The sequence below is a fragment of the Nocardia rhizosphaerae genome, assembly GCF_042650365.1.
Taxonomy (GTDB): domain Bacteria; phylum Actinomycetota; class Actinomycetes; order Mycobacteriales; family Mycobacteriaceae; genus Nocardia; species Nocardia rhizosphaerae.
Genome location: NZ_JBHSBA010000014.1, coordinates 64,250 through 89,589, shown reverse-complemented (window position 1 = coordinate 89,589; position 25,340 = coordinate 64,250). Strand labels below are relative to the sequence as shown.

The window sequence follows — 25,340 nt, the reverse complement described above, 5'->3', positions numbered from 1 at the left end:
GGGCCATGACATCGGCTGGGGAGGGCCGCGCGATCTCGGCGGCGAACAGTGAGCGCGGTGGGCGGCGAGTGAGCGCACATCGAAATCCGGGTACGGGGATCCTGGCGATCCATTCGGCTGGAGAGAAGGTGCCGGTGTGAGTACTCAGTTGATTTGCGCTACCCGCACGCACCGCGGTCTGGTCCGCGACGGCAACGAGGACAGCGTGCACGCCGGTCCGCGATTGCTGGCGCTGGCCGACGGCATGGGCGGTCACGCGGCCGGAGAAGTGGCCTCCGCCGTGATGATCGCCGCGCTCGCACCACTCGACGACGAGCCCGACGGCGACCTGCTCGGCCGCCTGGGGAAGGCACTGCTCACCGGCAACGACGCGATCGCGCGCAAGGCCGCGGAGTCGGCCGAGCGCGAGGGCATGGGCACCACCTTGACCGCGATGCTGTTCGACGGCCCCCGCTACGGTCTCGCCCACGTCGGGGACTCGAGGGCGTATCGCCTGCGCGGCGGCGAGCTGGTCCAGATCACCCGCGACGACACTTTCGTCCAGGCACTCGTCGACGCCGGGCACATCACCGCCGAGCAGGCACGAACCCACCCGCGGCGGTCGCTGATCATGCAGGCGCTCACCGGTCAGCCGGTGAAGCCGACCTTGATCACCGGCGACGCCGAACCCGGCGACCGGTTCCTGCTGTGCTCCGACGGGCTCTCCGACGTCGTCACCGAAGAGCGGATCGCGGAATTCCTGCGCGGCGCAGCCTCGGTCGAGGAGTGCGCCGACCAGCTCATCGAATCGGCCCTGCTCGGCGGCGGACCCGACAACGTCACGGTCATCGTTGCCGATATCCGCTGATCGGCGGTAACGCACGCGGCGCGGGCGGGATCAGGTGGGCGCCTCGGCGGTTTCCCTGCGGGCCCGGTCGGCGACGGCAGCGGGCATCGGTTCGTGCCGCAGATAGGTTCGGGTGAACGATCCCGACCCGTGGGTGAGCGATCGCAGGTCGATGACATACCGGCTCAGTTCGAGTTCGGGGACCTCGGCCCGGATGTGCGTGCGGCCGGTGTCGGCCGGTTCGGTGCCGAGGATGCGGCCGCGCCGGGTGGACAGGTCGCCGAGGACCGCGCCCAGCTGGTCGTCGGGGACCGTGACCAGCACTGCGGCAACCGGTTCGAGCAGCCGGGTGCCCGCCGATCCGGCCGCGTCACGGAGGGCGAGCGCGCCCGCGGTCTGGAAAGCGGCATCGGAGGAGTCCACCGAATGCGCCTTCCCGTCCACCAGCGTCACCCGCACGTCCACCAGCGGATATCCGGGCGTCACTCCACGCCCGGCCTGCGCCAGCGCGCCCTTCTCGACCGATCCGATGAACTGCCGCGGCACCGCACCGCCGACCACCCGGTCGACGAACTCGACGCCCGCCCCCTCCGGCAGCGGTTCCACCTGGATCTGGCACACCGCGTACTGACCGTGCCCGCCGGACTGCTTCACCTGCCTGCCGCGCCCCTCGGCCGCCGCGGCGAGTGTCTCCCGCAACGCCACCCGATACGGTTGCTCGTCCACCCGCACCCCGAACCGCCCGCGTAACCGTTCCAGCGCGACATCCCGGTGGGCCTCCCCCAGACACCACAGCACCAGTTGGTGGGTGTGTTCGTTGTTCTCCAGCCGCAGGGTCGGGTCCTCGGCGACGAGCCTGGTCAGACTCTGCGAGAGCTTGTCCTCGTCGGCCTTGCCCTGCGCCCGGATCGCTACGGGCAGCAGGGGTTCCGGCAGCTGCCACGGCTCGATGAGCAGGGGGTTGCCGGTGCCGGACAGGGTGTCGCCGGTCTCCGCGTGGCCGAGTTTGCTCACGAACGCGAGATCGCCCGCGACGGCTTCGGTCAGTGTCCGCTGCTGTTTTCCGAGCGGCGCGCTGATCCCGCCGACCCGGTCGTCGGCATCGTGTTCGGGTCCGTGGACGTGCACGGTGTCCTCGCTGTGCAAGGTGCCGGAGAACACCCGCACCAGCGACACCCGTCCCACATACGGATCCGACGAGGTCCGGATGACCTCCGCGGCCAGGTCCGCCGCCGGATCGCAGCGCAGCGCGGTTGGCGTCGCGCTGTCGCCGAGCGGCACCGCCGACAGCGGGTGCTCGACCGGTGTCGGGAACCCGGCCGTCACCAGTTCCAGCAGTTCCAGCGTGCCGAGACCCTGCTCCGCGTCCCCGGCCGCCGGAGCGGCGAACAGCACCGGATGGAAGCTGCCGCGGGCTACGGCGCGTTCCAGGTCGTCGACCAGGGTGGCGAGTTCGACGGGGTCACCGTCGAGGTAGCGGTCCATCAGCATTTCGTCCTCGGACTCGGCGATGATCGCCTCGATCAACCGGTCGCGGGCCGGGTCGATCTCGGTGAGCTGGTCCGCGGACGGTTCGACGCGTTCCCGTTTCCCGCTGCGGTAGTCGGCGACCCGGCGCTCGAGCAGTTCGAGCAGTCCGATCGCGGGCCGGTGCCCGTCGGGGCTCTTGGAGCCGTAGACCGGAAGGTGCAGCGGCAGCACGGTGTCGCTCGCGGCCCCGGTCAGCAGCGCCTGGCAGGTCTGCACCAGGTCGGCGTACTCCGCTCGCGCGGTGTCGAGATGGGTCAGCACGATCGCGCGGGGCATACCGACCCGCGCGCATTCGGCCCACAGGTCCCGTGTCGCCCCCGCCACGCCCGCCACTCCGTCGGCCGCCGATATCACGAACAGCGCCGCGTCCGCCGCGCGCAACCCGGCCCGCAGCTCGCCGACGAAATCGGGGCATCCCGGCGTATCGATCAGATTGATCTTGACCCCGCCCCACAGCACCGGGACCACCGACACCTGTACCGACCTGTGCTGACGCCGTTCGACCTCGTCGTAGTCCGACAGCGAGGTCCCGTCCTCGACCCGACCGGCACGGTTCACCGTCCCGGTCACCAGGGCCAGCGCCTCGACCAGCGTCGTCTTCCCCGCCCCGCTGCTGCCGACCAGCGCCACGTTCCGGATACTCTCCGGCCGCTGCGCACCGTTCGTCCGGTCCACCATGTCGCACGCTCCCTCTGGTCAGGGTCCGGCTCCTTCGAGCTTCCCACCGCAGGTAGGGGCACGTCCACGGTTTCTCACCGATCGATGTGACAACGCCACCGGTGCGCCGGGTCAGCGCGTGCTGACGCAGACGAGGTAGCGGCGCTGGTCGTAGACGACGCCGCGGTCGCCCGCCGTGCAGGCGTTGACGTCGGTGGTGTGGTGCCGGATCTCGAGCACGCGGACGCGGCCGGGCACGTCGGCGGCGCAGTCGACATGCCTGCCGCCGGACAGGTCGATGCAGTCGCCGACGGTCCAGTCGATGTCGAGGCAGAGAGTTTCGTGCACACCGCCGGGGAGCGTGCGGGGATGCTGGTGGTCGACATCGCCGGGGCAGTGACCGCCCGCCGACGCCAATTCCGCCACCTTGTAGTGGGAATTGATGCTGCCGCATGCGGCTTGCTGAATAGCAGCTGGGCCCGCACTCGAATCCACGCAATCACCGACGCTCAGTTCGACCCAGGGAATCTCCGTCGCGGTTTTGCTCAATGTCGACGCGACGCCACCGTAAACGTCGGTAGTGGTTCCCAGTGGCTGGGTCGATGAAACCTCGGTGGGCAAATTTTCTGCGGCAGAGGTGTTCTCGGGCGTGTCCGGCTCGTCCGGCGCGAATCCGACGATAACGGATAAGGCCAGGTAGAACACCCCCGCGAGGGCGAACACCGCCCCCATCGACACGCCAGCCAAGGCCAAGTTCTGTCGCCGCGCCATCAGTGTTGTTCCTACCCTGCTCTTCCGGTGGACGTCCCCGACCGACGTCCCACTCGCGTGACCGTTCTTACACGGCCGGATACGAGAATGTCGAATTGTGAACGCGCACTCTTTAAAACGAAATTCGGTCCGGTTTAACATCGGCGAAACTGGTCCGCCGCCCAGCTGGGCACGATTCCCCACCGCCGAGAAAGGGGTGCTAGGGTCTGGCCGATCTCACTGGCGGACAACATGGTTCGTGCCCGATATCGGCGCACCATTTCGACCCGACAGTTTTCGTGATGCGTAAAGGAATTCCCTGATGAAGCTCGGTCACTTCCCTGCCGCCGCACTTCTCGTCGGCGCCACCGTCTGGATCACCGCAGGTACCGCCGCCGCGGAGCCGACCACCCCGGCTCCGGAGACCACCGCGACGGGAATCGACCAGTCCGTGCGCTATGAGGCCACCCTCGGCGAGTTCTCCCGGGTCCTGACCACCACCGTCACCGGCGGCACGTTCACCACCACCGCGGACAACACCGAGGTGACGCTGACCTCCGATTCCGGTGCCGTCGTCACCCGCATCCCGCTCGCCTACGAGATCTCCGGCACCACCCTTCGGGTCACGCAGACCATCTCCGACGACGGCCACCACCTGGTCCTCACCCCGGAGGCGAGCACCGCCGAGATCGACGAGATCGCCTCGGAGATCGGCGAACTGCAGACCATCAGCCCCATGTCGCAGCTGACCAACGAGATCAACCGCAATGTGGTCGGTGTCGTGGTGGGCGGCGTGCTCGGCGGCCTCATCGGCACGGTCCTCGGCTTCGGCTTCCTCAGCATCATCACCGGCCCGATCGGCCTGGTCCTCGGCGCCATCGCAGGTGGCTACGCGATGGGCGGCCAGCCGTTCCTCGACGCGGTCACCGCCGCGGTCAGCGGTCAGCCCTGAGCCGGATCCGCCCGGCGCGCGCCCTCGCCGCACCCCTGACCAGCCGAGGCCCGGCGCGGCGATTCGTCCCCGTCACGCCGGGTACGCGCGTGGTGTCCCATGCACCGACCGGTCGAGGAGGATCACCCATGGCTGTCTGCGATACCTGCGGCAACGACTACGCCCGCGCGTTCACCGTGAACAGAAACGGTGACAGCTGGACCTTCGACAGCATCGAATGCGCCGCGTCGAAGATCGCGCCGAGCTGCGCCCACTGCGACTGCCGGGTACTCGGCCACGGCGTGGAAACGGGCGGGGCGGTGTACTGCTGCGCCCACTGCGCCCGGCTTGCCGGTCATCGAACACTGGTCGACAGCGCCTGATCCGGCGGGGGGGGTGTGGCACCGGCCCCGCAGTCACCACCCTGATCCGCCCCGGCACGTACCGAACAGGAGCGGCGCCGCGGTGGCATCTGACGCCGGTCGCACGCGGTGCCGCGACGAGTACGGGGTCTGCGATACCGGCACGACCGAGCCCAGATCGCCGTCGTAGCGCCGGTACAGCAATCTGCCGCGACCGGAATCCGGGTCGATATGGAACAGGTGCGGCAGACCGTGTTCACACAGCCTGCGCACCGCGTCGACCTCGCTCAGGGTGGGAGCCACCCGCGGACAGACGGTGAACAGCCCGTGCGCGGTGTCGACCGGAGGGCGGACGCTGAGCTGCCGCGCGATCCGCACACCCGTCGGCCCGGCCCGATGGACAACGGCGTCCTCGCCTGTCTCGGCGTCGACGAACAGGTGGGCCTCGTAGTCCATCCGGTCCAGGACCGCGGCTGCCGCCGTGGGTGAACTGCGGACAAGGGGAACGTCTTTCCGGCGGGTCAGCGCACCAGGATGGATCTGCGCGAGCACCTGCGTCCCACCGGTTTCCGGCCACGGCCGCGGTGTCCACGGCCGCCGCAAGGCCACGATGCGCTGCTCGAGCCGCACCACCAGTGGCAACGCGTCACCCGGCCCGCTGGTCACTGCCTGGACCCGGACCGCGTGCCCGTTCAGCATCAGATTGGCTTGAATCAACACCGGACCCGCCATACACGGAGGCCCGGCGATCCGTAGTCGCGCGGCCGGTTCCGCACCGTGGCGCTGCAGCAGCCGCCCGACCGCCTCCGCGATCCGCCGGATCTCCAACTCGGGGATCTCCCCCGACGGATACACCACCACGCCGGGGAACACCGCAGAGGCCCACGTTCGCACCGATCCCGACATGACCGCCTCCCACCTGTTCGTCTCCGCGCGCATCGCGCCGTTGGCAACTGTCTCGCTTCGGCCAACGAGGCGACCAGGGCCGAAGGTCCTACGCCGGGAGGACTTGGTCCCTCACCTGCTCGACGTTGACGTTTCAGAAGGTTTCGGAGGGCGCGGCACCGTGGCGACGGCCGCGAGCGCGGCCAGCACACCGAGCGCGCCGAGGACGAAGTACGCGCGGGCATAGCTGCCGGTCCAGGTCGCCAGCGCGGTTCCGGCCCAGGGCGCGAGCGCCGTCACGACCACGATCGGGGCCCACATCAGCCCGGTGAGCCTGCCGTAATGGGTGGCGCCCCAGCGATCGGTGACGGCGGTCGCCTTCACCAGGGTCATGATTCCGCGGACCAGCCCGGCCCCGATCGACACCGCGATCAGCGCGAACGCCGTTGTCACCCCGCCGAGCAGCGCGGTCATCAGCGCGGTCGCCACGAAGGTGGCGACGATGCGGGTACGCGCACCGGTACGCGCGACCAGCGCCGGGTAGCCGATCCGGCCGAGGACCTGCCCCACCCCGCCCAGACCGAGCACCACCGCCGCGAACGACGGCGAGAAGCCGCGCTCGATCGCCAGCGGAACCAGGTTGAACACGGCGGCGAAGGCCGAGAACGCGCCAACGCTCAACGCCACCACCAGGGCGAGAAAGGCCGGACTTCGCGCGATGCCACGGTGATCGTCGTCGAGCGGTGTCGCGGGTTCGGGCGCGGCGGGCCACGGTCCGGCCAGGCCGAACAGGTGCCCCGGCACGGTGACGACGGCGAGCACCGCGGCGAGAACGAGATAGGTGGCCCGCCACTCCGTGTGCCGCACGAGTTCGGCGGTCAACGGCGCGAACACCGTGCTGGCCAGGCCGCCAGCCAACGTCAGGATCATCAGGGCCCGGACATGATCGGCACCGAACCACCTGGTCAGCGCCGCGAAGGCGGGCGGATACAGCACCGCCCCCATGGCGACCCCGGCCACCAGCCAGCCCGCGAAGAAGACGGCCGGGTTCGGCGCGAGGGCGACCGTTCCGAGGGCGGGCACCGCGAGCACCGAGCCGGCGGTCATCACCGTGCGCGGCCCGATCCGGTCGAGGACGCGTCCCACCGGGATACCGGTGAGGGCGGCCGCGAGCTGACCGAGGGAGAACGCCGCGGTGATCGTGGGCAGCGACCATCCGGTGTCGGCCGAGATCGACAGCGACAGCACGGGGAAGGCGTAGTAGAGGATCCCCCAGCTGGTGATCTCGGTGAGGCACAGGGTGATCAGGACCCGCCGCCGCAGTGCCGGACCGGCGGCGGCCGATCCGGTCTGCGCGGCCGTCGCGAGGGCCGACACGGGTGGGTCAGCGCTGGCTCGAGGGGGCGGTCAGGGTCAGCACCGCGGGGGCGGGGGCGCAGCAGCCACCGGCGTTCGCGCTGTCGGCGTCGTCGAACACACCGCCGCCGCCACAGACGCCGGTCTCGGGCAGGGTCAGTTCCACCCTGGCCGCCGACTCGTGGTCACCGGCCAGTTCGGCGACAACGGACCGGACCTGCTCGTAGCCGGTCATCGCCAGGAAGGTGGGGGCACGGCCGTAGCTCTTCATCCCGACCAGGTAGACGCCCGGCTCGGGATGGGACAGTTCGGCCGCACCGTGCGGGTAGACGGTGCCGCAGGAGTGCACGTTCGGATCGATCAGCGGAGCCAACCGGACCGGGGCCTGCAGGACCGGGTCCAGCTCGAGGCGGACCTCGGAAAGCCAGGACAGGTCGGGCCGGAATCCGGTCAGCGCGATCACCGTGTCGACGCCGTCGATGCGGCGACCGTCGTCGGCGATCAGGACGGTCCGCCCGTCGTCGCCGGTCTCCGCCGCGGCCGTGCGGAAGCCGGTCACCACGGTGAGCAGCCCGTCCTCGACGGCCTGCTTCGCCCGCAGGCCGAGCGCGCCACGCGCGGGCAGCTCGTCGGCCTCGCCGCCACCGAACGCGGCGTCGGCACCGCCGCGGCGCAGCACCCAGGTAAGGCGGGTGCCCGGCTCGCCTGCCAGCTGCGACAGCGCGACGATCGCGGTCAGCGCCGAATGCCCGCTGCCCGCGACCACGGTGTGCGCGCCACGGTAGCGGGCCAGGTCGGCTTCCACATCGGGCACCCGGTAGGTGATGGCCGCCCGGTCACGCTCGCCGAGGGCGGGCAGGCCGTCGCCGCCGAGCGGATTCGGCGCGGTCCAGGTACCGGAGGCGTCGATCACCGCGCGCGCGGTGATCCGGTCCGCCGACCCGTCGGCCCGGCGCAGGTGCACCGACAGGGGTTCGGTGTCACGACCCGCGTCGACCACGCGGTCCCGGCCGCGACGGGCGACGCCGACGACCTCGGTGCCGAATCGCACCGTATCGCCGAGGGCGGCAGCCAGGGGTTCGAGGTAGTCGCGAACCCAGTCCTGACCGGTCGGGTAGTCCGCGTCCGCCGGGGCTACCCATCCGGTACCCGCCAGCAGACGGCGGCCCGCCGGGGCGATGAGTTCGGCCCAGCGGGAGAACAGCCGCACATGGTTCCACTCCGCGACCGCGGCACCGGCTCGCGACCCCCGCTCGAATACGACCACCGGCAGACCACGTTCGCGAAGCTCGGCGGCCGCGGCCAGGCCGATCGGGCCGGCCCCGACGACGACAACAGGAAGATCGGTCATCACAGACTCCATTCATCGACACACATCGATCTAATGCCACGAACTCTATCGACCAACATCGATCAAAGCAACCATCGATTGGCGTCGATATAATCGGCGGCATGACGTCCCTTGACCTACCCGTCGTGCGCGACACCGCCACGCCGCGCGTCGACGCCCTGTCGGTCGACGACGCGACCACCTATGCCGCCTGGTTCTCCTGCCTGGCCGAACCCACCAGAGTGCGGCTGCTGCACCTGGTCGCGACCAGATCCGGCGGGATCACCGTCGGCGAGCTCGCCGAATCGCTCGGCATCGGTCAGCCGACGGTGTCCCACCATGTGCGCAAGCTCGCCGATGTCGGATTCGTGCACGCCGACAAGAACGGCACCTCCACCGTCGTCACCGTGAATCCGGCATGCTGCACCGGGCTTCCGCACGCCGCCGACGCCGTCATGGGCGTGCTCACCCCGCGTCCCTGCTGCCCCACCGACCTACCCGCCGACGTCACCGTGCGCGCGCTGACCGACACCGATTGGGACGCGGTACGCCGCATCTACGGCGAGGGCATCGCCACCCGCGACGCCACGTTCGCCACCGAGGTACCGACCCGGCGGGAGCTCGACGACACCTGGCTGCGGGACCATCGCTGGGTCGCCGAGATCGCGGGCGAGGTGGTGGGCTGGGCCGCACTGACGCCGGCGTCGGGTCGCAAGTGCTACGCCGGGGTCGCGGAGAACTCGGTCTACGTGGCGGCGACCGCCCGTGGCCGTGGCGTCGGCAAGTCCCTGCTGCACCGCCAGGTCATCGCCGCCGACGCCGACGGCCTGTGGATGCTGCAGACCTCGATCTTCCCGGAGAACCGGGCGAGCATCGCCCTGCACCACTCCGCCGGATTCCGCACGGTCGGCGTCCGGGAGCGCATCGCCGAACTCGACGGCGTCTGGCGCGACACCGTACTGCTCGAGCGGCGGGCCGCCGCCGACGCGGTCGGCAGCTGCGATCCCGGCGCCTGCCGATAGCCACCAACGGTGTTCACCCACTGTTTGCTTGCTCCATGATTCGACGACCGTCAATATCGATGCGTGTCGAATCAGTCATCCTGTCCGCCGCCGGACGCGACCTCGTGTGAGGTCACCCCGCTCACGCGGGAACCGCTGTCCGCCGAATCCGCCGCCGAACTGGCCGCCACCTTCAAGGCACTCGCGGATCCCGCCAGACTGCGCCTGCTGAGCCTGGTCGCCAGCCGCCGCGGCGGCGAAGCGTGCGTCTGCGATATCTCGGCGGGATTCGACCTGAGCCAGCCGACGATCTCCCATCACCTCAAGGTGCTGCGCGAAGCCGGACTGCTGTCGAGCCAACGCCGCGGATCCTGGGTGTATTACCGGATCGAGCCGCGCGCCCTGGCGCCGCTGGCGCAGCTACTCGACGTCCAGGCCGTCGAGGCGGGCGCGCGATGACCGACCTCCAGCGCAGGCTCCTCGCCGAATTCGTCGGCACCGCCGCACTCGTCACGGTCGTCGTCGGGTCGGGGATCGCCGCTCAACAGCTCACCGACGATGTCGCCCTGCAGTTGCTCGCCAACTCCACCACGACCGTCTTCGGGCTCGGCGTGCTGATCCTGGTGTTCGGCCCGGTCTCCGGCGCGCACTTCAATCCCGTGGTGTCACTGGCGGATTGGCTGCTCGGGCGGCGCCACCGCACCGGGCTCGACCTGGTCGAGGTCTGCTCCTACCCGATCGCGCAGATCGCGGGCGGCGTCTGCGGCGCGGTGCTGGCCAATCTGATGTTCGATCTCGACGCCTGGCAGATCTCCGATCGGGACCGCATCACCACCGGACACCTGATCGGTGAGATCGTCGCGACCGCGGGGCTGATCGCGGTGATCTTCGCACTGGCTCGCAGCGGCCGCGCGGCGCTGTCGGCGGCCGCGGTGGCGTCCTATATCGGCGCCGCGTACTGGTTCACCAGCTCCACCAGCTTCGCCAATCCGGCCGTCACCATCGGCCGCGTCTTCTCCGACACCTTCGCCGGGATCGCCCCGGCCTCCGCACCGGGATTCCTCGTCGCCCAGCTGCTCGGCGGCGCGCTGGGGCTGACGTTGATCGTGGTGCTGTACCCGCGGTCGACGGCGGCAGCCGCGGGCAACGCCGTCGTCCCGCATCCCACCGAACCCGCGGCACCGAACACCTCCGATCCCACAACCCACTGAGCCCACTTCCGGGAGCATCCATGCCCGACAGCCCCGGCACCCACGCCGAGCGCCACCGCAGCGACCCGGCTGCACGAGACCTCCGCCGACACCTACGGCCGCGAAACCATCGAGGTCGTGCGCGGCATCCGCGACGAGATCGGTGACCGCGTGCGCGATCTGCTCGCCTCGCTCGACATCCCCACTTCCTGAAAGGACCCATCGTGTCGACCAAGCCCAGCGTGCTGTTCGTCTGCGTGCACAACGCCGGACGATCCCAGATGGCACAAGGCTTCCTGACCCACCTCGCCGGCGACGCCATCGAGGTGCGGTCGGCGGGGAGCGCGCCCGGCGACGCGCTCAATCCGGCCGCCGTCGAGGCCATGGCCGAGGTCGGCATCGATATCACCGACCAGTCGCCCAAGATCCTCACCCCGGACGCGGTGGAGACCTCCACCGTGGTCATCACCATGGGCTGCGGCGACGCCTGCCCCTACTTCCCCGGTGTCGACTACCGCGACTGGCAGCTCGACGATCCGGCGGGCAAGGGTGTCGCGGCGGTCCGGCCGATCCGCGACGAGATCAGGGCCCGCATCGAGGACCTCATCGCCGAGCTCGTCCCGGCACGCTAGGCCGCGGCTCGGCCACCCACCGCGGTGGCCGAGCCGCACCACGGACACCAGACACTATGGTCTACCCCATAGAATGGACGGGTGGCCGCGACCCGAAATACCACCAGCACCCCGAGCACGCGCGAACGCATGATCGCGGGCGCGATCGAGTCGCTGCGCGTGCACGGCGCCAGCGCGACCACCGTCGACCGCGTCCTCGCCGATACCGGCGCGCCGCGCGGTTCGGTCTATCACCACTTCCCCGGCGGGCGTGGCCAGCTCATCACCGATGCCGTCGGTACCGCGGGCGAGGTGATGTCGAGCTATATCGAGCACATCACCCGGACGAGCGATCCGGCCCAAGCCCTCGACCGGTTCGCCGACATGTGGCGCAAGACGCTGCGGGACAGCGACTTCCGCGCAGGATGCCCGATCTTCGCGGTCGCGGTGGAGACGAACGACGACGCACCGGAATTCGCGACGGCCGCCGCCGCGGTGTTCGCCCGCTGGCACACCGCACTGGTCGAGCTGTTTCGCCGCGACGGCGTACCCACCGACCGCGCCGACCGCCTCGCCGCCCTCACCATCAGTGCCGTCGAAGGCGCGATCGCCCTGTGCCGGGCTCAGCGCACCCTCGTTCCGCTCGACGACACCGTCGCCGAACTCAAAAGCCTGCTACCCCGACCGCTGACCACCGGCGCGCGAACCTCGCCGGTCCGGTCGACCGGAAGCAGATCAGGGTCGCGCAACCCTTGACGTCGTCATTTCGGCGTATGACATAGAGACTGTGGCGAGGTTGCCCGGGTCGACCCGCAAACCAGCTCACCGACCGCAGCGCGCGATCGCTTCGCCGGGACGCCGTGGCACAAGCACATGCCCGCGCGCATCGAGCCCGCACCCGGCGACGACGCGAATTCGTGAGCGCGGCACGCGAACACCACGGGTGACGCGCCGTGCCGTTCGAGTTCGGCCGGCGGTCCGCGCCGCTACCGTGGCTGGCATGAGCGAGCGTAGCGAGCGCGGGGGCAGGCCGTTTCTGCTGCTGGCGACCAGGGCCGAGGACGAGGCCGCCGATCAGGAGTACGCCGCGTTCCTGCGCTACGGCGGGCTCACCCCGCACCGCCTGCACCGGCACCGCATGGAGCGGACACCGCTGGGCGAGCTCGAGCTCGACGACTACGCGGGCATCATCCTCGGCGGCAGCCCGTTCACCGTCTCCGATCCACCGAGCTCGAAGACGGCGGTACAGCAGCGGGTGGAGGCCGAACTGCACGACCTGGTGGCCGCCGCGGTGCGGCAGGACTTCCCGTTCCTCGGCGCCTGCTACGGCATCGGCGTGGTCGGTTCGCTCATCGGAGCGGTGATCGACAGCACCCACGCCGAACCGGTCGGCCCGACCACCGTCACCCTCACCGACGCGGGCCGGATCGATCCGCTGCTGTGTGTGCTGCCGCCGGAGTTCGACGCGTTCGTCGGGCACAAGGAGTCGGTCACCGAACTCCCCGCGGACGTCGAACGGCTGGCCACCTCGCAGACCTGCCCGGTACAGGCGTTCCGGGTCGGCGCCAACGTGTACGCCACCCAGTTCCATCCCGAGCTGGACGCGCAGGGGATGAGCATCCGCATCGAGGCCTACAAGCACCACGGCTATTTCGAGCCGGGCGAAGCCGAGACGCTCAAGCAGGTCGCCAGGTCGGGCAATGTGGTGCATCCCGGCGCGCTGGTGCGCCGGTTCGTCCAGCTGTACGAGGACTGAACCGCGACCTCACACCGCGAGATAGCGCTGCAACACCACGGTCTCGAAATGCCTCGTCTCGGCCGGCCGGAGCGGGATGCGCCGGTCCAGCGGCGGGAACATCGGGGTGCCACCGCCGAGCACGATCGGCGAGATGTACAGGTGGTATTCGTCGATGAGCCCGTGCGGCATCAACGCGGCGGCCAGCTCGGCGCCACCGACCTCCATGATCCCGTCGCCGCCCGCTTTGAGCCTGCGGACCTCCTCTACCGCGTTCTCGCTGATCAGCGTGCCGGGTAGACGACGCGAGCCGCCGAAACTCATCGGTGCCGCGTGCCCCGGCCCGGAGAACGCGAAGGCCCGGCCGGAGTACCGGCCGGGCCACCCGTGCGCGATCAGCGCAGATCGAACCGATCGTTGTCGACCACCTGCGCCCACGCGGCGACGAAGTCGTCGACGAACTTGCGTCCCGCGTCCTGCTGGGCGTACACCTCGGCGAGGGCGCGCAGCACCGAGTGCGAGCCGAAGACGAGGTCGTTGGCGGTCGCCGTCCACCGCTTCTTGCCGGAGCGCCGGTCGACACCTTCGAAGATGTTCTCCGCCGTCTCCGACACCGTCCATTCGGTGTTCTGGTCGAGCAGATTGACGAAGAAGTCGTTGCTCAGCACGCCGGGCCGGTCGGTGAACACGCCGTGCTCGGTGCCGCCGTAGTTGGCGCCGAGCGCGCGCAAGCCGCCGACCAGCACCGTCAGCTGCGGCGCTGTCACGTCGAGCATGTAGGCGCGGTCGAGCAGCAGCCGCTCCAGCGGGGCCTTCTCGCCTGGGCGGGCGTAGTTGCGGAAACCGTCGGCGCGCGGTTCGAGCACGGCGAACGACTCCACGTCGGTGTTCTCCTGGGTGGCGTCGGTGCGGCCCGGCGAGAACGGCACGGTGACGTCGTACCCGGCGTCCTTCGCCGCCTTCTCGATGGCCGCGGCGCCGGCGAGGACGATCAGGTCGGCCAGCGAAACCCGCTTGCCGCCCGCGGCCGTGGCGTCGAAGTCCTGCTGGATCCGCTCCAGCACGGGCAGCACCTGCGCCAGTTCGGCCGGTTCGTTGATCTCCCAGTTGCGCTGCGGCTCCAGCCGGATCCGCGCGCCGTTGGCGCCACCGCGCTTGTCGGTGCTGCGGAAACTCGCCGCCGACGCCCACGCGGTCTTCACCAGCTGCGCGACGGTGAGCCCGGAATCGAGCACGGTCGCCTTCAGCGCGGCGATGTCGGCGTCGTCGATCAGCGGGTGGTCGACGGCGGGCACCGGATCCTGCCACAGCTGTGGCTCGGGCACCCACGGGCCGAGGTAGCGGCTCACCGGACCCATGTCGCGGTGCAGGAGCTTGTACCAGGCCTTGGCGAACGCCTCGGCCAGCTCCTCGGGATGGTCGAGCCAGCGGCGGGTGATCTCGCGGTAGATCGGGTCCTCGCGCAGCGACAGGTCGGTGGTGAGCATGGTCGGGGTCCGGCCGGGTCCACCGAACGGATCGGGGATCACCCCTTCGCCCGCACCGTCCTTCGGCTTCCACTGCCACGCGCCGGCGGGGCTCTTGGTGAGCTCCCACTCGTAGCCGTACAGGTTCTGCAGGAACCCGTTGCCCCACTGGGTCGGCGTCGCGGTCCACACCACTTCCAGACCGCTGGTGATGGCGTCCTTGCCCTTGCCCTCGCCGAAGGTGCTCTGCCAGCCGAGGCCCTGCTGCTGGATCGGCGCCGCCTCGGGCTCGGGGCCGACCGCGTCGGCGTTGCCCGCGCCGTGGGTCTTGCCGAAGCTGTGACCGCCGACGATCAGCGCGGCGGTCTCCTCGTCGTTCATCGCCATGCGGCCGAACGTCTCCCGGATATCGCGGGCCGCGGCGACCGGGTCGGGCTGACCGTTCGGGCCCTCCGGATTGACGTAGATCAGGCCCATCTGGACCGCGCCGAGCGGGCCGTGCAGTTCGCGGTCGCCGCTGTAGCGTTCGTCGCCGAGCCAGGTGTCCTCCGGACCCCAGTAGACCTCCTCGGCTTCCCAGATGTCGGGCCTGCCGAAGCCGAAGCCGAAGGTCTGGAAACCCATCGAGTCCAGGGCCACGTTGCCCGCGAAGACCAGCAGGTCGGCCCAGGAGATCGCGTTGCCGTACTTCTGCTTCACCGGCCACAGCAGGCGGCGGGCCTTGTCGAGGTTGGCATTGTCGGGCCAGCTGTTGAGCGGGGCGAATCGCTGCGCCCCCTGGCCACCGCCACCTCGCCCGTCGGCGATGCGGTAGGTGCCTGCGGCATGCCAGCTCATGCGGATGAACAGGCCGCCGTAGTTGCCGTAGTCGGCGGGCCACCAGTCCTGCGAATCGGTCAGGACCGCGGCCACGTCGGCCTTCAGTGCCTCGACGTCGAGCTTCGCGAATTCCGTCTTGTAGTCGAAGTCCGCGCCGAGCGGGTTGGACTTGGACGAGTGCGCGTGCAACACCGACAGGTCGATCTGCTCGGGCCACCAGTCCTGGTTCACGCGCGGGCGCCTGCTCGGGTCCGCGGTGGGCGAATCGATCGCCGGGTTCTCGCTCTCGGAGGTCACGATATTCCTTCCTGGAGGGGATGTTCGGGCTGCGAACACGCGGGGCACAGGCCCCAGTAGATGACCTCGGCTTCATCGATCACGAAGCCACGGTCGTCGGAAGCGGCCAGGCATGGTGCCTCGCCGGAATGACAGTCGACATCGGCGATCAATCCGCACGTCCGGCAGATGACGTGATGGTGGTTGTCGCCGACCCTGGACTCGTAGCGGGCCACATGGCCCTTGGGCTGGATGCACCGGAGCAGACCGGCGGTGGTGAGCGCGCGCAGGGAGTCGTAGACCGCCTGGTGCGAGACCACCGAAAGGCGCGCGCGCACGGCACGGATGATCGAATCGGTGTCGGCGTGCGGATGCTCGTGCACCGCGCGAAGTACGGCCAGCCGCGGCGCTGTCACGCGCAGGGAAACTCCCCGCAGCAGCTGCTGGAATTCCGTGTCCGTGGGCACGCTCGCAGTGTTCTCCGTTTTCTGGAGTCAGTCAAGCATTTGATGCGTACCGAGCGAGTTTGCGCCTGATCGATACAAACCAGCTGTCACCAGGACTGATACGTGATACGGGGGCTCCCGTTTCATCGCCGCGAGCCATCGTCCAGCGCCGATGATCTCGACCCGTCGACACGGCGACACCGCCGTCACCGCTCGCTGTCCCCGGCACCGAATCCGACGCCGAAATGGGTATTGACATCGGCGGAAACCGGAGCAGACTGGAGGGATACCGGAGCACCGGGAAGAGACCATGTGGCCGATGGAGACGTCCGTTGATCGCAGTGATGTTTTCCCAGGATCCGGCTAAGCCCCCGGCAAGCCAGTCGGAGACCGTAGCCGTCAGCGACGACTGAGACTCACGGATTCGATGGAGACTACCGGGGACTGTTCTGTTCGGGGGACATCCACTCGCTCCAGGTGAGAACCGTCCGCGTCGTGGCCTGTAATGGATCACCGACCGGCGGACACTGGGGAACATGACTTCCTTCGACGATCTGCGAGCACTGTTCATCAACTGCACGCTCAAGCGCTCACCCGAGCCGAGCAATACCCAGGGGCTCATCGAGGTGAGTGCCGGGATCATGGCGAAGAACGGGGTGCGGGTGTCGCACCTGCGCGCCGTCGACCACGACATCGCCACGGGCGTGTGGCCGGACATGACCGAGCACGGGTGGGCGACCGACGAGTGGCCCGCGCTGCAGGAGCAGGTGATGGCGGCCGACATCCTGGTGCTCGCGGGTCCGATCTGGCTCGGCGACAACAGTTCGGTGACCAAACGGGTGATCGAACGGCTCTACGGGAACTCCTCGATCCTCAACAAGCACGGCCAGTACGCCTACTACGGGCGGGTCGGCGGGTGCCTGATCACCGGCAACGAGGACGGCGTGAAGCACTGCGCGATGAACGTCCTCTACAGCCTCCAGCACCTCGGTTACACCGTCCCGCCGCAGGCCGACGCGGGCTGGATCGGCGAAGCGGGCCCCGGCCCGTCCTATCTCGACCCGGGTTCCGGCGGGCCGGACAACGATTTCACCAACCGCAACACCACCTTCATGACCTGGAACCTGATGCACCTGGCCCGCCTGCTCAGGGACAACGGCGGCATCCCCGCGCACGGCAACCAGCGTTCCGAATGGGACGCCGGCTGCCGCTTCGACTTCGAGAACCCCGAATACCGTTAGTCTTTTCGCAGGTGTCAGCGTGCGGCACGGTCGACCAGGGCGGCACGCACACGATGCAGAACGGGGACAGTCCGGTGCGGCTCGAGTGTTCGATGTGGTCGCGCATCGAAGCGGGTGACCACATCATCATGGTCGGCGCGGTCGACGAGGTGTCGCGGTCGGTGGACCCGCGGCCCGCGATCTACTTCGACCGCAAGTTCATCGACGCGCGACTGTGACACGCCGGGACCGGCCGCGCCCACACCGGGATCCGGTGGCGGGCAGGGCCTTTCCAGTTGCGGCGGGGCGATCTTTACGGCATCCTTACGGGTAGGTGAGCCGGGAAGTCTGGTCGGCAACGTTGGACCCTCGTGGTCCGGCGTCCGGTCGACGAGGGGAGATTTCCGATGACGGCGCCTATTCCACCGCGGCGTGAGTGAGTTCTTTGCCGCGACACTGAGTTTTCCGACCGCACTGTTCAGCTTCGCGCTGCTCGTCGTGCTCGGGTACTGGCTGCTCGTCGCCCTCGGCGGCGCGGGCATCGATGTGCTCGACGACGACGAATCAGGTGTGGCCGCACCAGTATTCGATGTCATCGGGCTCGGCGGTGTCCCCACCACCGTGGCGGTGACCGGACTGGTGTCGGTGTCGTGGTTCCTCAGCCTGATCGGCACGGTCGCCATCGGCGCGGTCGGGCTCGGCGGTGTGGCCGCCGCGCTGCTCGGCGGCGTGATTCTGGTGGCTGCAGCCGCGGGTGCGGTGTGGCTGACGCGTTTCGCCGTTCTCCCGTTGCGCCGGTTCTTCCGCGACGGTCCGGCCCCGTCCAAGCACGATTTCGTCGGCCGGGTGTGCGTCGTGCGCACCGGCCGCGTCGACACCGGGTTCGGTCAGGCCGAACTCACCTCGGCCGATGGTTCCGCGGCCGTGATCCAGGTCAGGCAGAGCGCACAGCATGCCGCGACCGACCCCCTGCGACAGGGGGATTCAGCAGTCGTCTACGACTACGACCCGGCCGCCGACCTCTACTGGGTGGCCGCACTGGAGGGGAATTACTGATGTCTACCATCGCCATCGGATTCGGCGTGCTCATCGCGCTGTTGCTGCTCGTCACGCTCGCCGTGTTGCTGCTGGTCAGCAGGCTGTTCAAGAAGGTCAGCCAGGGGCGCGCGCTGATCATCTCCAAGATGCGCAAGGTCGATGTGACCTTCACCGGCGCGGTCGTGCTTCCGGTGCTGCACAAGGCCGAGATCATGGATATCTCGGTGAAGACGATCGAGATCGCCCGGCTCGGCCGCGACGGGCTGATCTGCCGCGACAATATCCGCGCCGACATCCGCATCACCTTCTTCGTGCGGGTGAACAAGACGGTCGAGGACGTGATCAAGGTGGCCCAGGCCATCGGCACCGACCGGGCCAGCGACCAGGGCACGCTGCAGGAACTGTTCAGCGCCAAGTTCTCCGAGGCGCTCAAGACCGTCGGCAAGCACCTGGACTTCACCGACCTCTACACCCATCGCGACGAGTTCCGCGACCGGATCATCGCGGTGATCGGCACCGACCTCAACGGCTACAGCCTCGAGGACGCCGCCATCGACTACCTCGAGCAGACGCCGCTGATCCAGCTCGACAGCCAGAACATCCTCGACGCCCAGGGCATCCGCAAGATCACCGAGCTCACCGCCATCGAGCATGTGCGCACCAACGAGTTCCGCCGCCAGGAGGAGAAGGAGATCACCAGGCAGAACGTCGAGGCCCGCGAGGCGGTGCTGGAACTGGAACGCCAGCAGTCCGACGCGGAGAACCGCCAGCGCCGCGAGGTGGAGACGCTGCGTGCCAGGGAAGAGGCCGAGATCCTGCGGGTGCAGGCCGAGGAGCGGCTCAAGGCGCAGACCGCGGCGATGCGTACCGAGGAAGCGCTCAGCATCCAGGCGCAGAACAAGGACAGGGAGATCGCGGTCGCGGAGAAGAACCGCGAGCGGGTGATCGCCATCGAGTCCGAGCGGATCGAGAAGGACCGTCAGCTCGAGGTCACCGACCGGGACCGGGCGGTGTCGATGGCCCGGATCGCCAATGAGCGCGAGCTCGAGACCGAGCGCCGCACGATGGCCGAGGTGGTGCGCGAGCGCGTCGCGGTCGACAAGACCGTGGCCGAGCAGGAGGAACAGATCAACCGGCTGCGCGCGGTCGAGGCCGCCGAGCGCGAACGGCAGGCGATCATCATCAGGGCCGAGGCCGATGCCCAGGAGCACCTGGTCAAGGACATCAAGGCCGCCGAGGCCGCCGAGGCCGCGGCGAAGTTCCGCGCCAAGGAGTCGCTGACCCTGGCCGAGGCCGAGGTCGCCGCCGCCGACCTGCAGGCCAAGGCCAAGATCCGGCTCGCCGAGGCCACCCAGGCCGAGTCCGCGGCCGCCGGGCTCGGGCAGGCACAGGTGCTCGAACGCGAGGCCGAGGCGATGGAGAAGGCGGGCCGCGCCGAGGCCGCGGTGCTGCGGGAGAAGAACCTGGCCGACGCTGAGGGGGTGCGCGAGAAGCTCAAGGGCGAGGCCGAGGGCCTGCACGAGAAGGCCGCCGCGATGGCCACCCTCGACGCCGCGACCCGCGAGCACGAGGAATTCCGGCTGAAGCTCGAGCTGCAGAAGGACGTGGAGCTGGCGATGGTGTCGGCGCAGCGCGACATCGCGCAGTCGCAGGCCGAGGTGCTGGCCGCGGGCCTGACCAACGCCAAGATCGACATCGTCGGCGGTGAGTCGATGTTCCTCGACCGGCTGGTCGGCTCGATCGGGCTCGGGAAGGGCCTGGACCGGCTGCTGCACTCCGACACCGGCGCCGCCGCGACCGCAGCGCTTGGCACCCTGCTCACCCGCAACGGCGACAGCGGGGCCGAATCCGGCCTGTCGCTGGAGAAGTGAGCACCGCGACGTCGCTCCCCGATCAGAACGGCGCGGTGGCCGAAATGCAGGCCACCGCGGCGGGGGCGGCCATGGACGGCAGCACCTACGAGGTGCTGCGCGCCCGGCTGCACGAGCAGGCGGGCGAGTTGGCCCAGCGCTGTGAGGAGCTCAACGACCGCCGAGTTGAGGGGTTCGGCGGTATCGAGCTCGCACTGCTGGGAACCGAACACATCCGGACCGAGCACAACTGCGTGCCCCGCGACATCGTGGGGCTCGCGGACGGCCGGATGCTGTTCGGGTACAACGTCTTCCTCGGTTTGAAGCCGCAGACCGAGATCGGTGATGTGTTCGCCGCGCACCGGTTCGACCGCACCGGCACCGACTTCGGTTTCGCGGCGGCCGAACAGGCAGGCCTGCTCGACGATCCGCGCTTGCGCCGGGACTTCACCGAGCTGTACCGGTACTACAGCCAGACCCACCTGCTGCAGTTGCGGCGGCTGGACGGCCGGATACTCGCGGTGTTCCAGACCGGACAGCGCACCGACGACATCAAGGTGCTGCGCTGGCAGGTCGATTCGGACGGCAGCGTGCGCTACCTGGACAACCGGGGCGAGCGCGAGCACGTCTTCCCGCCGTCGCACGAATTCGCCTGGACCGAGACCACCCGCGCCGACCAGGTGCTCGGCCGCCATCCGCATCTGTCGATTCTGGGCAGGGTGTTCGTCGAGACCATCGGCGGCACCCTCACGGTGAAGGTGGAGAACAACACCGAGACCGGAACCGGGATCTACAGCGAGCCGGTGGCCGAACCGCTGCAGAGCCTGGCCGATGCCGACGTGCACTACGCCGAGGTGGGCGCGCTGATCCTGCTGCGGATCCGGCCGTACAACGAATCCGGCTGGCGGCACCTGGTTTTCAACACCAGGACCAAGTCGGTGGTGCGGCTCGACGGAATCGGGCAGGCGTGCCGGTTGCTGCCCGAGGATCAGGGCATCATCTTCCCCGGCGGGTACTACCTCGAGACCGGCGTGCACAAGACCTTCGACGGCGCGGTCGACGATCTCGAGTACGAGCGCACCGTGCGGGCCGCCAACGGCGAGGACGTGCTGTACGTCTTCCACGCGCGGGCCGAGGGCCGCACCCTGCTGCTGCCCTACAACCTGATCCGCGAGCGGGTCGCCACGCCGATCACCTGCCACGGGTACTCGCTGTTCGACGACGGCACCATGGTGGTCTTCCGCGCGCTGTCGGACGAGCCGACCCGGGTGCACACCATGCAGGTGTGGCAGACCCCGTTCGTCGCCGACACCCATGCCGCCGGGCAGCCGGCCGGCTCCGGCGCGCTGGCCAGGGTGGGTAACGCCGAACTGGTGCGCGGGCTCTCGGACTGCCTGGCGGTGGCGCGGATGGTCGAGGACATGACCCCGACGACGGCGGTGTTCGAGGCCTTGATCGCCGCGTGTGTGCGCACCGCCGACCATCACCACTGGCTCGCCGACCCCGAGCTCGGCGAGCTCGGCGAGCCGATCGCCGCGGTGCGCGCCACCGCGGAGCAGGCGCTCGACGAGTTCGCGAAGGTCGCCGAACGCACCGCGGCGGCGGCCGCCGACCTCGACGCTGCGGGCGCCGACATCACCGGGCTGATCCGGCTCGGCCGCAGCGCCACTCATCGCAGCGCGCACGGCTGGGTCGACGACCTCGCCGCGCTGCGGGCCGCGGCCGGACGGCTCGAGCAGCTGCGCGCACTGCGCTACATCGACACCGACCGCGTCGCGGAGCTGGCCGACGAGGTGACCGCGGCGCTGGCCGACACCGGACGACGCTGTCTCGAATTCCTCGACAGCCCCACCGCTTTCGATGACTACGTCGGCGATCTCGACGACGCGGCGCACCGGGCGCGCGGCATCGCCACCGTCGCCGAGGCCACCCCGATCCGGGACTGGCTGACCGAGCGGATCACCGGGCTGCACGCGGTGACCGAGGTGGTCACCGAACTCGACACCACCGATCCGACGGTGCGCACCAGGGTGCTCGAGCACATCGGCAGCGTGCTCGCGGCCGCCAACGCCACCATCGCGGTGCTCGACGGCCGCCGCGCCGAGCTGGCCGCCGCCGAGAGCGCCGCCGCGTTCACCGCCGAATACGCCCTGCTCGGGCAGGCGGTGACCAGCGCGCTCACCATGGCCGATTCGCCCGAGACCTGCGAGGACCAGCTCACCCGGCTGCTCGGCACCGTCGACGAGATGGAGACCCGGTTCGGCGATCTCGCCGAGCACGCCGACCAGCTCACCGCCCGGCGCGAGGACATCTACGAGGCGTTCGCGGCCCGGCGGCAGGCGCTGCTCGACGAGCGCGCGCAGCGGGCGGACCGGCTCGCCGCCGCGGCCCGGCGGGTGCTCGCAGGCGTCGAACGCCGCAGCGCCGCGCTGCGCACCCAGGCCGAGGTCGACACGTATTTCGCCGCCGACGCCATGGTGACCCGCCTGCGAGCCACCATCGCCGAGCTCCGTGCGATCGGGGAGACGGTGCGGGCCGAGGAGCTCGACGGCCGGATCGCCGCGGCCAGGCAAGAGGCGGGCCGGGTCCTGCGCGATCGCACCGACCTCTATGTCGACGGCGGCGCGACGATCCGGCTCGGCAGGCACCGGTTCGCGGTGAACACCACCGTCCCCGAACTGGTTCTCGTCCCCGAGGACGGCGCCGCCTGCTTCCGGATCACCGGAACCGACTACCGGGCGCCGGTGTCCGCGTTCAGCGGCGAGGACGCGGAACTGTGGGCGCAGCAGGTGGTGTCGGAGTCACCGCTGCTCTATCGCGGCGAGTATCTCGCCACGGCGCTGCTCGCCGAGGCCGAGCGTTGCGGCGGGCTCGACGAGCTGCACGCGGCGGCGGAGTCGGGGTCGCTCGGCGCCGTGGTGCGGGCGGCGACCGAGCGGCGCTACGACGAGGGCTACCAGCCGGGCGTGCACGATCACGACGCCACCGTCATCCTCACCGAACTGCTGCGGGCGAGGGCGGCGGCCGGCCTGCTGCGCTATCGCCCCGTCGACCGTGCCGCCGCCCAGCTGTGGTGGCGGTTCGGAATGGCCGAGGACGCCCGCACCCGCTGGTCGGCGCGCATCGGTGCGTTGGCCCGGCTGGCCGCGATGTTCGCCGAGCAGCAGGCTCACCACCAGTTGCGGCACGAATTAGCCACTGCCATCGCGGAATTCGCGCCGACGCTCGGCTTCGACGGGCTGCTGCCCGAGCTCGCCGCCGCCTACCTGTTCGACGAGATCGCGGCCGAACCGGCGGGTTTCGTCACCGCGCGGGCCGCGGCGCGGCTGGTCGAGTCCTTCGGCCATCAGCTGCACACCGCGCGCGCCGACTACGACCGCGACCTGGCCGCCCTCGCCGACGATCTCCCCCTGCGCACGCAGCTGGTCACCGCCTGGCTCACCGGCTACCTCACCGCGCGTGGCGAACCGGCCGATCACCAGCATCTCGCCGAGGCGGTGGCGATCACGTTGTGTGGCAGCGATTTTCCGCGCTACCCAGCCGACGCCGAATTCGCCACGACGGCCACCGGTCTGCTCGGCACCCATCCGCGGATCGCCGCGGGCAGCCTCCCGGTGCGGCTCGACGAGCTCACCGCCCGTGCCCACAGCTTCCGGGCCGACCGGGTGCCCGCCTTCCGCGCGCATCTGCGCAGGCGCACCGAATTGCTCGCCGCCGAACGCACCCGCCTGCGGATGCACGAGTACCAGCCGAAGGTGATGAGCGGTTTCGTCCGCAATCAGCTGCTCGACACCGTGTACCTGCCGCTGATCGGCGACAATCTCGCCAAGCAGCTCGGCACCACCGGCGCGGGCAAGCGCACCGATCAGTCCGGTCTGCTGCTGCTCATCTCGCCGCCCGGCTACGGCAAGACCACACTCATGGAGTACGTCGCCGCCCGGCTCGGGCTGGTCTTCGTCAAGGTCGACGGCCCCTCACTCGGGCACCGCGTGCACTCGCTGGATCCGGCCGAGGCGCCGGACGCGGCCGCGCGCAGGGAGGTGGAGCGGATCAACTTCGCGCTCGAACTCGGCAACAATGTGCTGCTGTATCTCGACGACATCCAGCACACCTCGCCCGAACTGCTGCAGAAGTTCATCGCGCTCTGCGACGGCCAGCGGCGGATGGAAGGGGTGCGCGACGGCGAGACCCGCACCTACGAGCTGCGCGGGAAACGCTTCGCCGTCGCCATGGCGGGCAACCCGTACACCGAGCAGGGCAAGCGGTTCCGGCTGCCGGACATGCTCGCCAACCGCGCCGACGTGTGGAACCTCGGCGATGTGCTGTCCGGTCGCGACGAGGCGTTCGCGCTGAGCTACCTGGAGAACGCGCTGATCACCAATCCGGTGCTGGCACCGCTGTCCGCGCGCGCGAGTACCGACCTGGACATCCTCGTCCGGCTCGCCCGCGGCGACGACACCGCGCGCACCGACCAGCTCGATCACCCCTACACCGAGGCCGAACTCGCCGATATCGTCGCGGTCCTGCGCAAACTCCTGCACGTGCAGCGGGTGGTGACCACGGTCAACCAGGCCTATATCGCCTCGGCCGCCACCGCCGACTCCGCGCGCACCGAACCGCCGTTCCAGCTGCAAGGGTCCTATCGCAATACGAACGCGATGGCCGCCCGGATCGTTGCGGTCCTCGACGACAACGAGCTGGAGGCGCTGATCGACGACCACTATCGCGGTGAGGCGCAGACCCTCGCCGCGGGCGCCGAGGCCAACCTGCTCAGGCTGGCCGTGCTGCGCGGTCGCGCCACCCCGGCCGAGCTGGCCCGCTGGGCGGAGATCAAGGCCGCCTTCGTCCGGGAACAGGCACTCGGCAGCGGGGACGATCCCCTCGACCGCGCGGTCGGCGGCCTCGGCCTGCTCGCCGACCGGCTCGGCGCGGTGGAGGCGGCCATCCGTGGCATCGATTCCGGCGGGCCCACCGGCCAGCACGCGGCCGGAAAGTCCTGAATGAGCTGTCCGGCGGACCGCTTTCACGGAGGGGAGGAAGCGGTCCGCCGGGCGGGGGCGC

20 protein-coding genes and 2 pseudogenes are annotated in these 25,340 nt (G+C 69.9%); 14 read left to right on the top strand and 8 right to left on the bottom strand.

Going from position 1 to position 25,340, the window contains the following annotated elements:
- Window positions 1-136: 136 nt before the first annotated feature.
- Window positions 137-841, top strand: a pseudogene (locus ACFOW8_RS20590) (PP2C family protein-serine/threonine phosphatase); the annotation flags it as partial.
- 36 nt (window positions 842-877) lie between these two features.
- On the opposite strand, the gene ACFOW8_RS20585 reads toward ACFOW8_RS20590, so the two are convergent.
- Entirely contained in the window at window positions 878-3,034 is a 2,157-nt protein-coding gene (locus ACFOW8_RS20585) for an elongation factor G-like protein EF-G2 (RefSeq protein ID WP_378552654.1), read from the bottom strand.
- A gap of 111 nt (window positions 3,035-3,145) precedes the next feature.
- Window positions 3,146-3,784, bottom strand: coding sequence for an LppU/SCO3897 family protein (locus ACFOW8_RS20580; RefSeq protein WP_378552652.1), 639 nt, complete (start codon window positions 3,782-3,784; stop codon window positions 3,146-3,148).
- 301 nt (window positions 3,785-4,085) lie between these two features.
- On the opposite strand from ACFOW8_RS20580, the gene ACFOW8_RS20575 reads away from it, so the two are divergent.
- Together ACFOW8_RS20575 and ACFOW8_RS20570 are read left to right on the top strand one after the other, a co-directional pair.
- On the top strand, window positions 4,086-4,715 hold the full coding sequence (locus ACFOW8_RS20575) for a hypothetical protein (protein WP_378552650.1): 630 nt from the start codon (window positions 4,086-4,088) through the stop codon (window positions 4,713-4,715).
- A gap of 128 nt (window positions 4,716-4,843) precedes the next feature.
- Window positions 4,844-5,077: a hypothetical protein gene (locus ACFOW8_RS20570; protein ID WP_378552649.1), complete on the top strand. Its 234-nt coding sequence runs from the start codon at window positions 4,844-4,846 to the stop codon at window positions 5,075-5,077.
- Between the two features lie 33 nt (window positions 5,078-5,110).
- Here ACFOW8_RS20570 and ACFOW8_RS20565 read toward each other — a convergent pair whose 3' ends face one another.
- The 3 genes from ACFOW8_RS20565 to ACFOW8_RS20555 form a co-directional block, all read right to left on the bottom strand.
- Window positions 5,111-5,962 (bottom strand): sigma 54 modulation/S30EA ribosomal C-terminal domain-containing protein, encoded by an 852-nt coding sequence (locus ACFOW8_RS20565; RefSeq protein ID WP_378552647.1) that lies wholly within the window; start codon window positions 5,960-5,962, stop codon window positions 5,111-5,113.
- Window positions 5,963-6,073: 111 nt separating this feature from the next.
- On the bottom strand, window positions 6,074-7,318 hold the full coding sequence (locus ACFOW8_RS20560) for an MFS transporter (RefSeq protein WP_378552646.1): 1,245 nt from the start codon (window positions 7,316-7,318) through the stop codon (window positions 6,074-6,076).
- A 7-nt stretch (window positions 7,319-7,325) separates the two neighbouring features.
- Window positions 7,326-8,648: an FAD-dependent oxidoreductase gene (locus ACFOW8_RS20555; RefSeq protein WP_378552645.1), complete on the bottom strand. Its 1,323-nt coding sequence runs from the start codon at window positions 8,646-8,648 to the stop codon at window positions 7,326-7,328.
- 101 nt (window positions 8,649-8,749) lie between these two features.
- On the opposite strand from ACFOW8_RS20555, the gene ACFOW8_RS20550 reads away from it, so the two are divergent.
- From ACFOW8_RS20550 to ACFOW8_RS20525, 6 genes are all read left to right on the top strand, one after another.
- On the top strand, window positions 8,750-9,649 hold the full coding sequence (locus ACFOW8_RS20550; RefSeq protein WP_378552644.1) for a helix-turn-helix domain-containing GNAT family N-acetyltransferase: 900 nt from the start codon (window positions 8,750-8,752) through the stop codon (window positions 9,647-9,649).
- Window positions 9,650-9,712: 63 nt separating this feature from the next.
- Entirely contained in the window at window positions 9,713-10,087 is a 375-nt protein-coding gene (locus tag ACFOW8_RS20545) for an ArsR/SmtB family transcription factor (protein WP_378552642.1), read from the top strand.
- Window positions 10,084-10,839: an aquaporin gene (locus ACFOW8_RS20540; RefSeq protein WP_378552640.1), complete on the top strand. Its 756-nt coding sequence runs from the start codon at window positions 10,084-10,086 to the stop codon at window positions 10,837-10,839. Before ACFOW8_RS20545 ends, ACFOW8_RS20540 begins: the two co-directional genes overlap by 4 nt.
- Before the next feature lie 203 nt (window positions 10,840-11,042).
- Complete coding sequence (locus tag ACFOW8_RS20535) at window positions 11,043-11,450, top strand: arsenate reductase ArsC (RefSeq protein WP_378552638.1); 408 nt, start codon at window positions 11,043-11,045, stop codon at window positions 11,448-11,450.
- 81 nt (window positions 11,451-11,531) lie between these two features.
- Entirely contained in the window at window positions 11,532-12,185 is a 654-nt protein-coding gene (locus ACFOW8_RS20530; RefSeq protein WP_378552635.1) for a TetR/AcrR family transcriptional regulator, read from the top strand.
- 244 nt (window positions 12,186-12,429) lie between these two features.
- The gene (locus ACFOW8_RS20525) at window positions 12,430-13,185 is read left to right on the top strand and encodes a glutamine amidotransferase (protein ID WP_378552634.1); all 756 of its coding nucleotides are present in this window, start codon (window positions 12,430-12,432) and stop codon (window positions 13,183-13,185) included.
- A gap of 9 nt (window positions 13,186-13,194) precedes the next feature.
- On the opposite strand, the pseudogene ACFOW8_RS20520 reads toward ACFOW8_RS20525, so the two are convergent.
- From ACFOW8_RS20520 to ACFOW8_RS20510, 3 genes and pseudogenes are all read right to left on the bottom strand, one after another.
- A pseudogene (locus tag ACFOW8_RS20520) lies at window positions 13,195-13,452 on the bottom strand (dihydrofolate reductase family protein); the annotation flags it as partial.
- 107 nt (window positions 13,453-13,559) lie between these two features.
- A complete protein-coding gene (katG, locus tag ACFOW8_RS20515) occupies window positions 13,560-15,785 on the bottom strand; it encodes a catalase/peroxidase HPI (RefSeq protein WP_378552631.1) in 2,226 nt (741 codons plus the stop codon).
- Window positions 15,743-16,192 (bottom strand): Fur family transcriptional regulator, encoded by a 450-nt coding sequence (locus ACFOW8_RS20510; protein WP_378552629.1) that lies wholly within the window; start codon window positions 16,190-16,192, stop codon window positions 15,743-15,745. The genes katG and ACFOW8_RS20510 overlap by 43 nt, the downstream gene beginning before the upstream one ends.
- Window positions 16,193-16,707: 515 nt before the next feature.
- Between ACFOW8_RS20510 and ACFOW8_RS20505 the strand changes: the two genes are divergently transcribed.
- The 5 genes from ACFOW8_RS20505 (at window position 16,708) to ACFOW8_RS20485 (ending at window position 25,279) form a co-directional block, all read left to right on the top strand.
- A complete protein-coding gene (locus tag ACFOW8_RS20505) occupies window positions 16,708-17,412 on the top strand; it encodes a flavodoxin family protein (protein WP_378552627.1) in 705 nt (234 codons plus the stop codon).
- An 11-nt stretch (window positions 17,413-17,423) separates the two neighbouring features.
- Window positions 17,424-17,630, top strand: a complete 207-nt coding sequence (locus ACFOW8_RS20500; RefSeq protein WP_378552625.1) for a flavin reductase family protein — start codon at window positions 17,424-17,426, stop codon at window positions 17,628-17,630.
- A 193-nt stretch (window positions 17,631-17,823) separates the two neighbouring features.
- Window positions 17,824-18,447 (top strand): hypothetical protein, encoded by a 624-nt coding sequence (locus tag ACFOW8_RS20495; RefSeq protein WP_378552624.1) that lies wholly within the window; start codon window positions 17,824-17,826, stop codon window positions 18,445-18,447.
- A complete protein-coding gene (locus tag ACFOW8_RS20490; RefSeq protein ID WP_378552623.1) occupies window positions 18,447-20,300 on the top strand; it encodes a flotillin family protein in 1,854 nt (617 codons plus the stop codon). Before ACFOW8_RS20495 ends, ACFOW8_RS20490 begins: the two co-directional genes overlap by 1 nt.
- Window positions 20,297-25,279: a DNA repair ATPase gene (locus ACFOW8_RS20485; RefSeq protein ID WP_378552621.1), complete on the top strand. Its 4,983-nt coding sequence runs from the start codon at window positions 20,297-20,299 to the stop codon at window positions 25,277-25,279. Before ACFOW8_RS20490 ends, ACFOW8_RS20485 begins: the two co-directional genes overlap by 4 nt.
- Window positions 25,280-25,340: the final 61 nt, after the last annotated feature.

Bases quoted from the DNA above. Each gene is read 5' to 3' on its own strand.
- ACFOW8_RS20585 (WP_378552654.1), bottom strand. From the start codon at position 3,034: ATGGTGGACCGGACGAACGGTGCGCAGCGGCCGGAGAGTATCCGGAAC.
- ACFOW8_RS20580 (WP_378552652.1), bottom strand. From the start codon at position 3,784: ATGGCGCGGCGACAGAACTTGGCCTTGGCTGGCGTGTCGATGGGGGCG.
- ACFOW8_RS20575 (WP_378552650.1), top strand. From the start codon at position 4,086: ATGAAGCTCGGTCACTTCCCTGCCGCCGCACTTCTCGTCGGCGCCACC.
- ACFOW8_RS20570 (WP_378552649.1), top strand. From the start codon at position 4,844: ATGGCTGTCTGCGATACCTGCGGCAACGACTACGCCCGCGCGTTCACC.
- ACFOW8_RS20565 (WP_378552647.1), bottom strand. From the start codon at position 5,962: ATGTCGGGATCGGTGCGAACGTGGGCCTCTGCGGTGTTCCCCGGCGTG.
- ACFOW8_RS20555 (WP_378552645.1), bottom strand. From the start codon at position 8,648: ATGACCGATCTTCCTGTTGTCGTCGTCGGGGCCGGCCCGATCGGCCTG.
- ACFOW8_RS20550 (WP_378552644.1), top strand. From the start codon at position 8,750: ATGACGTCCCTTGACCTACCCGTCGTGCGCGACACCGCCACGCCGCGC.
- ACFOW8_RS20540 (WP_378552640.1), top strand. From the start codon at position 10,084: ATGACCGACCTCCAGCGCAGGCTCCTCGCCGAATTCGTCGGCACCGCC.
- ACFOW8_RS20525 (WP_378552634.1), top strand. From the start codon at position 12,430: ATGAGCGAGCGTAGCGAGCGCGGGGGCAGGCCGTTTCTGCTGCTGGCG.
- ACFOW8_RS20505 (WP_378552627.1), top strand. From the start codon at position 16,708: ATGACTTCCTTCGACGATCTGCGAGCACTGTTCATCAACTGCACGCTC.
- ACFOW8_RS20490 (WP_378552623.1), top strand. From the start codon at position 18,447: ATGTCTACCATCGCCATCGGATTCGGCGTGCTCATCGCGCTGTTGCTG.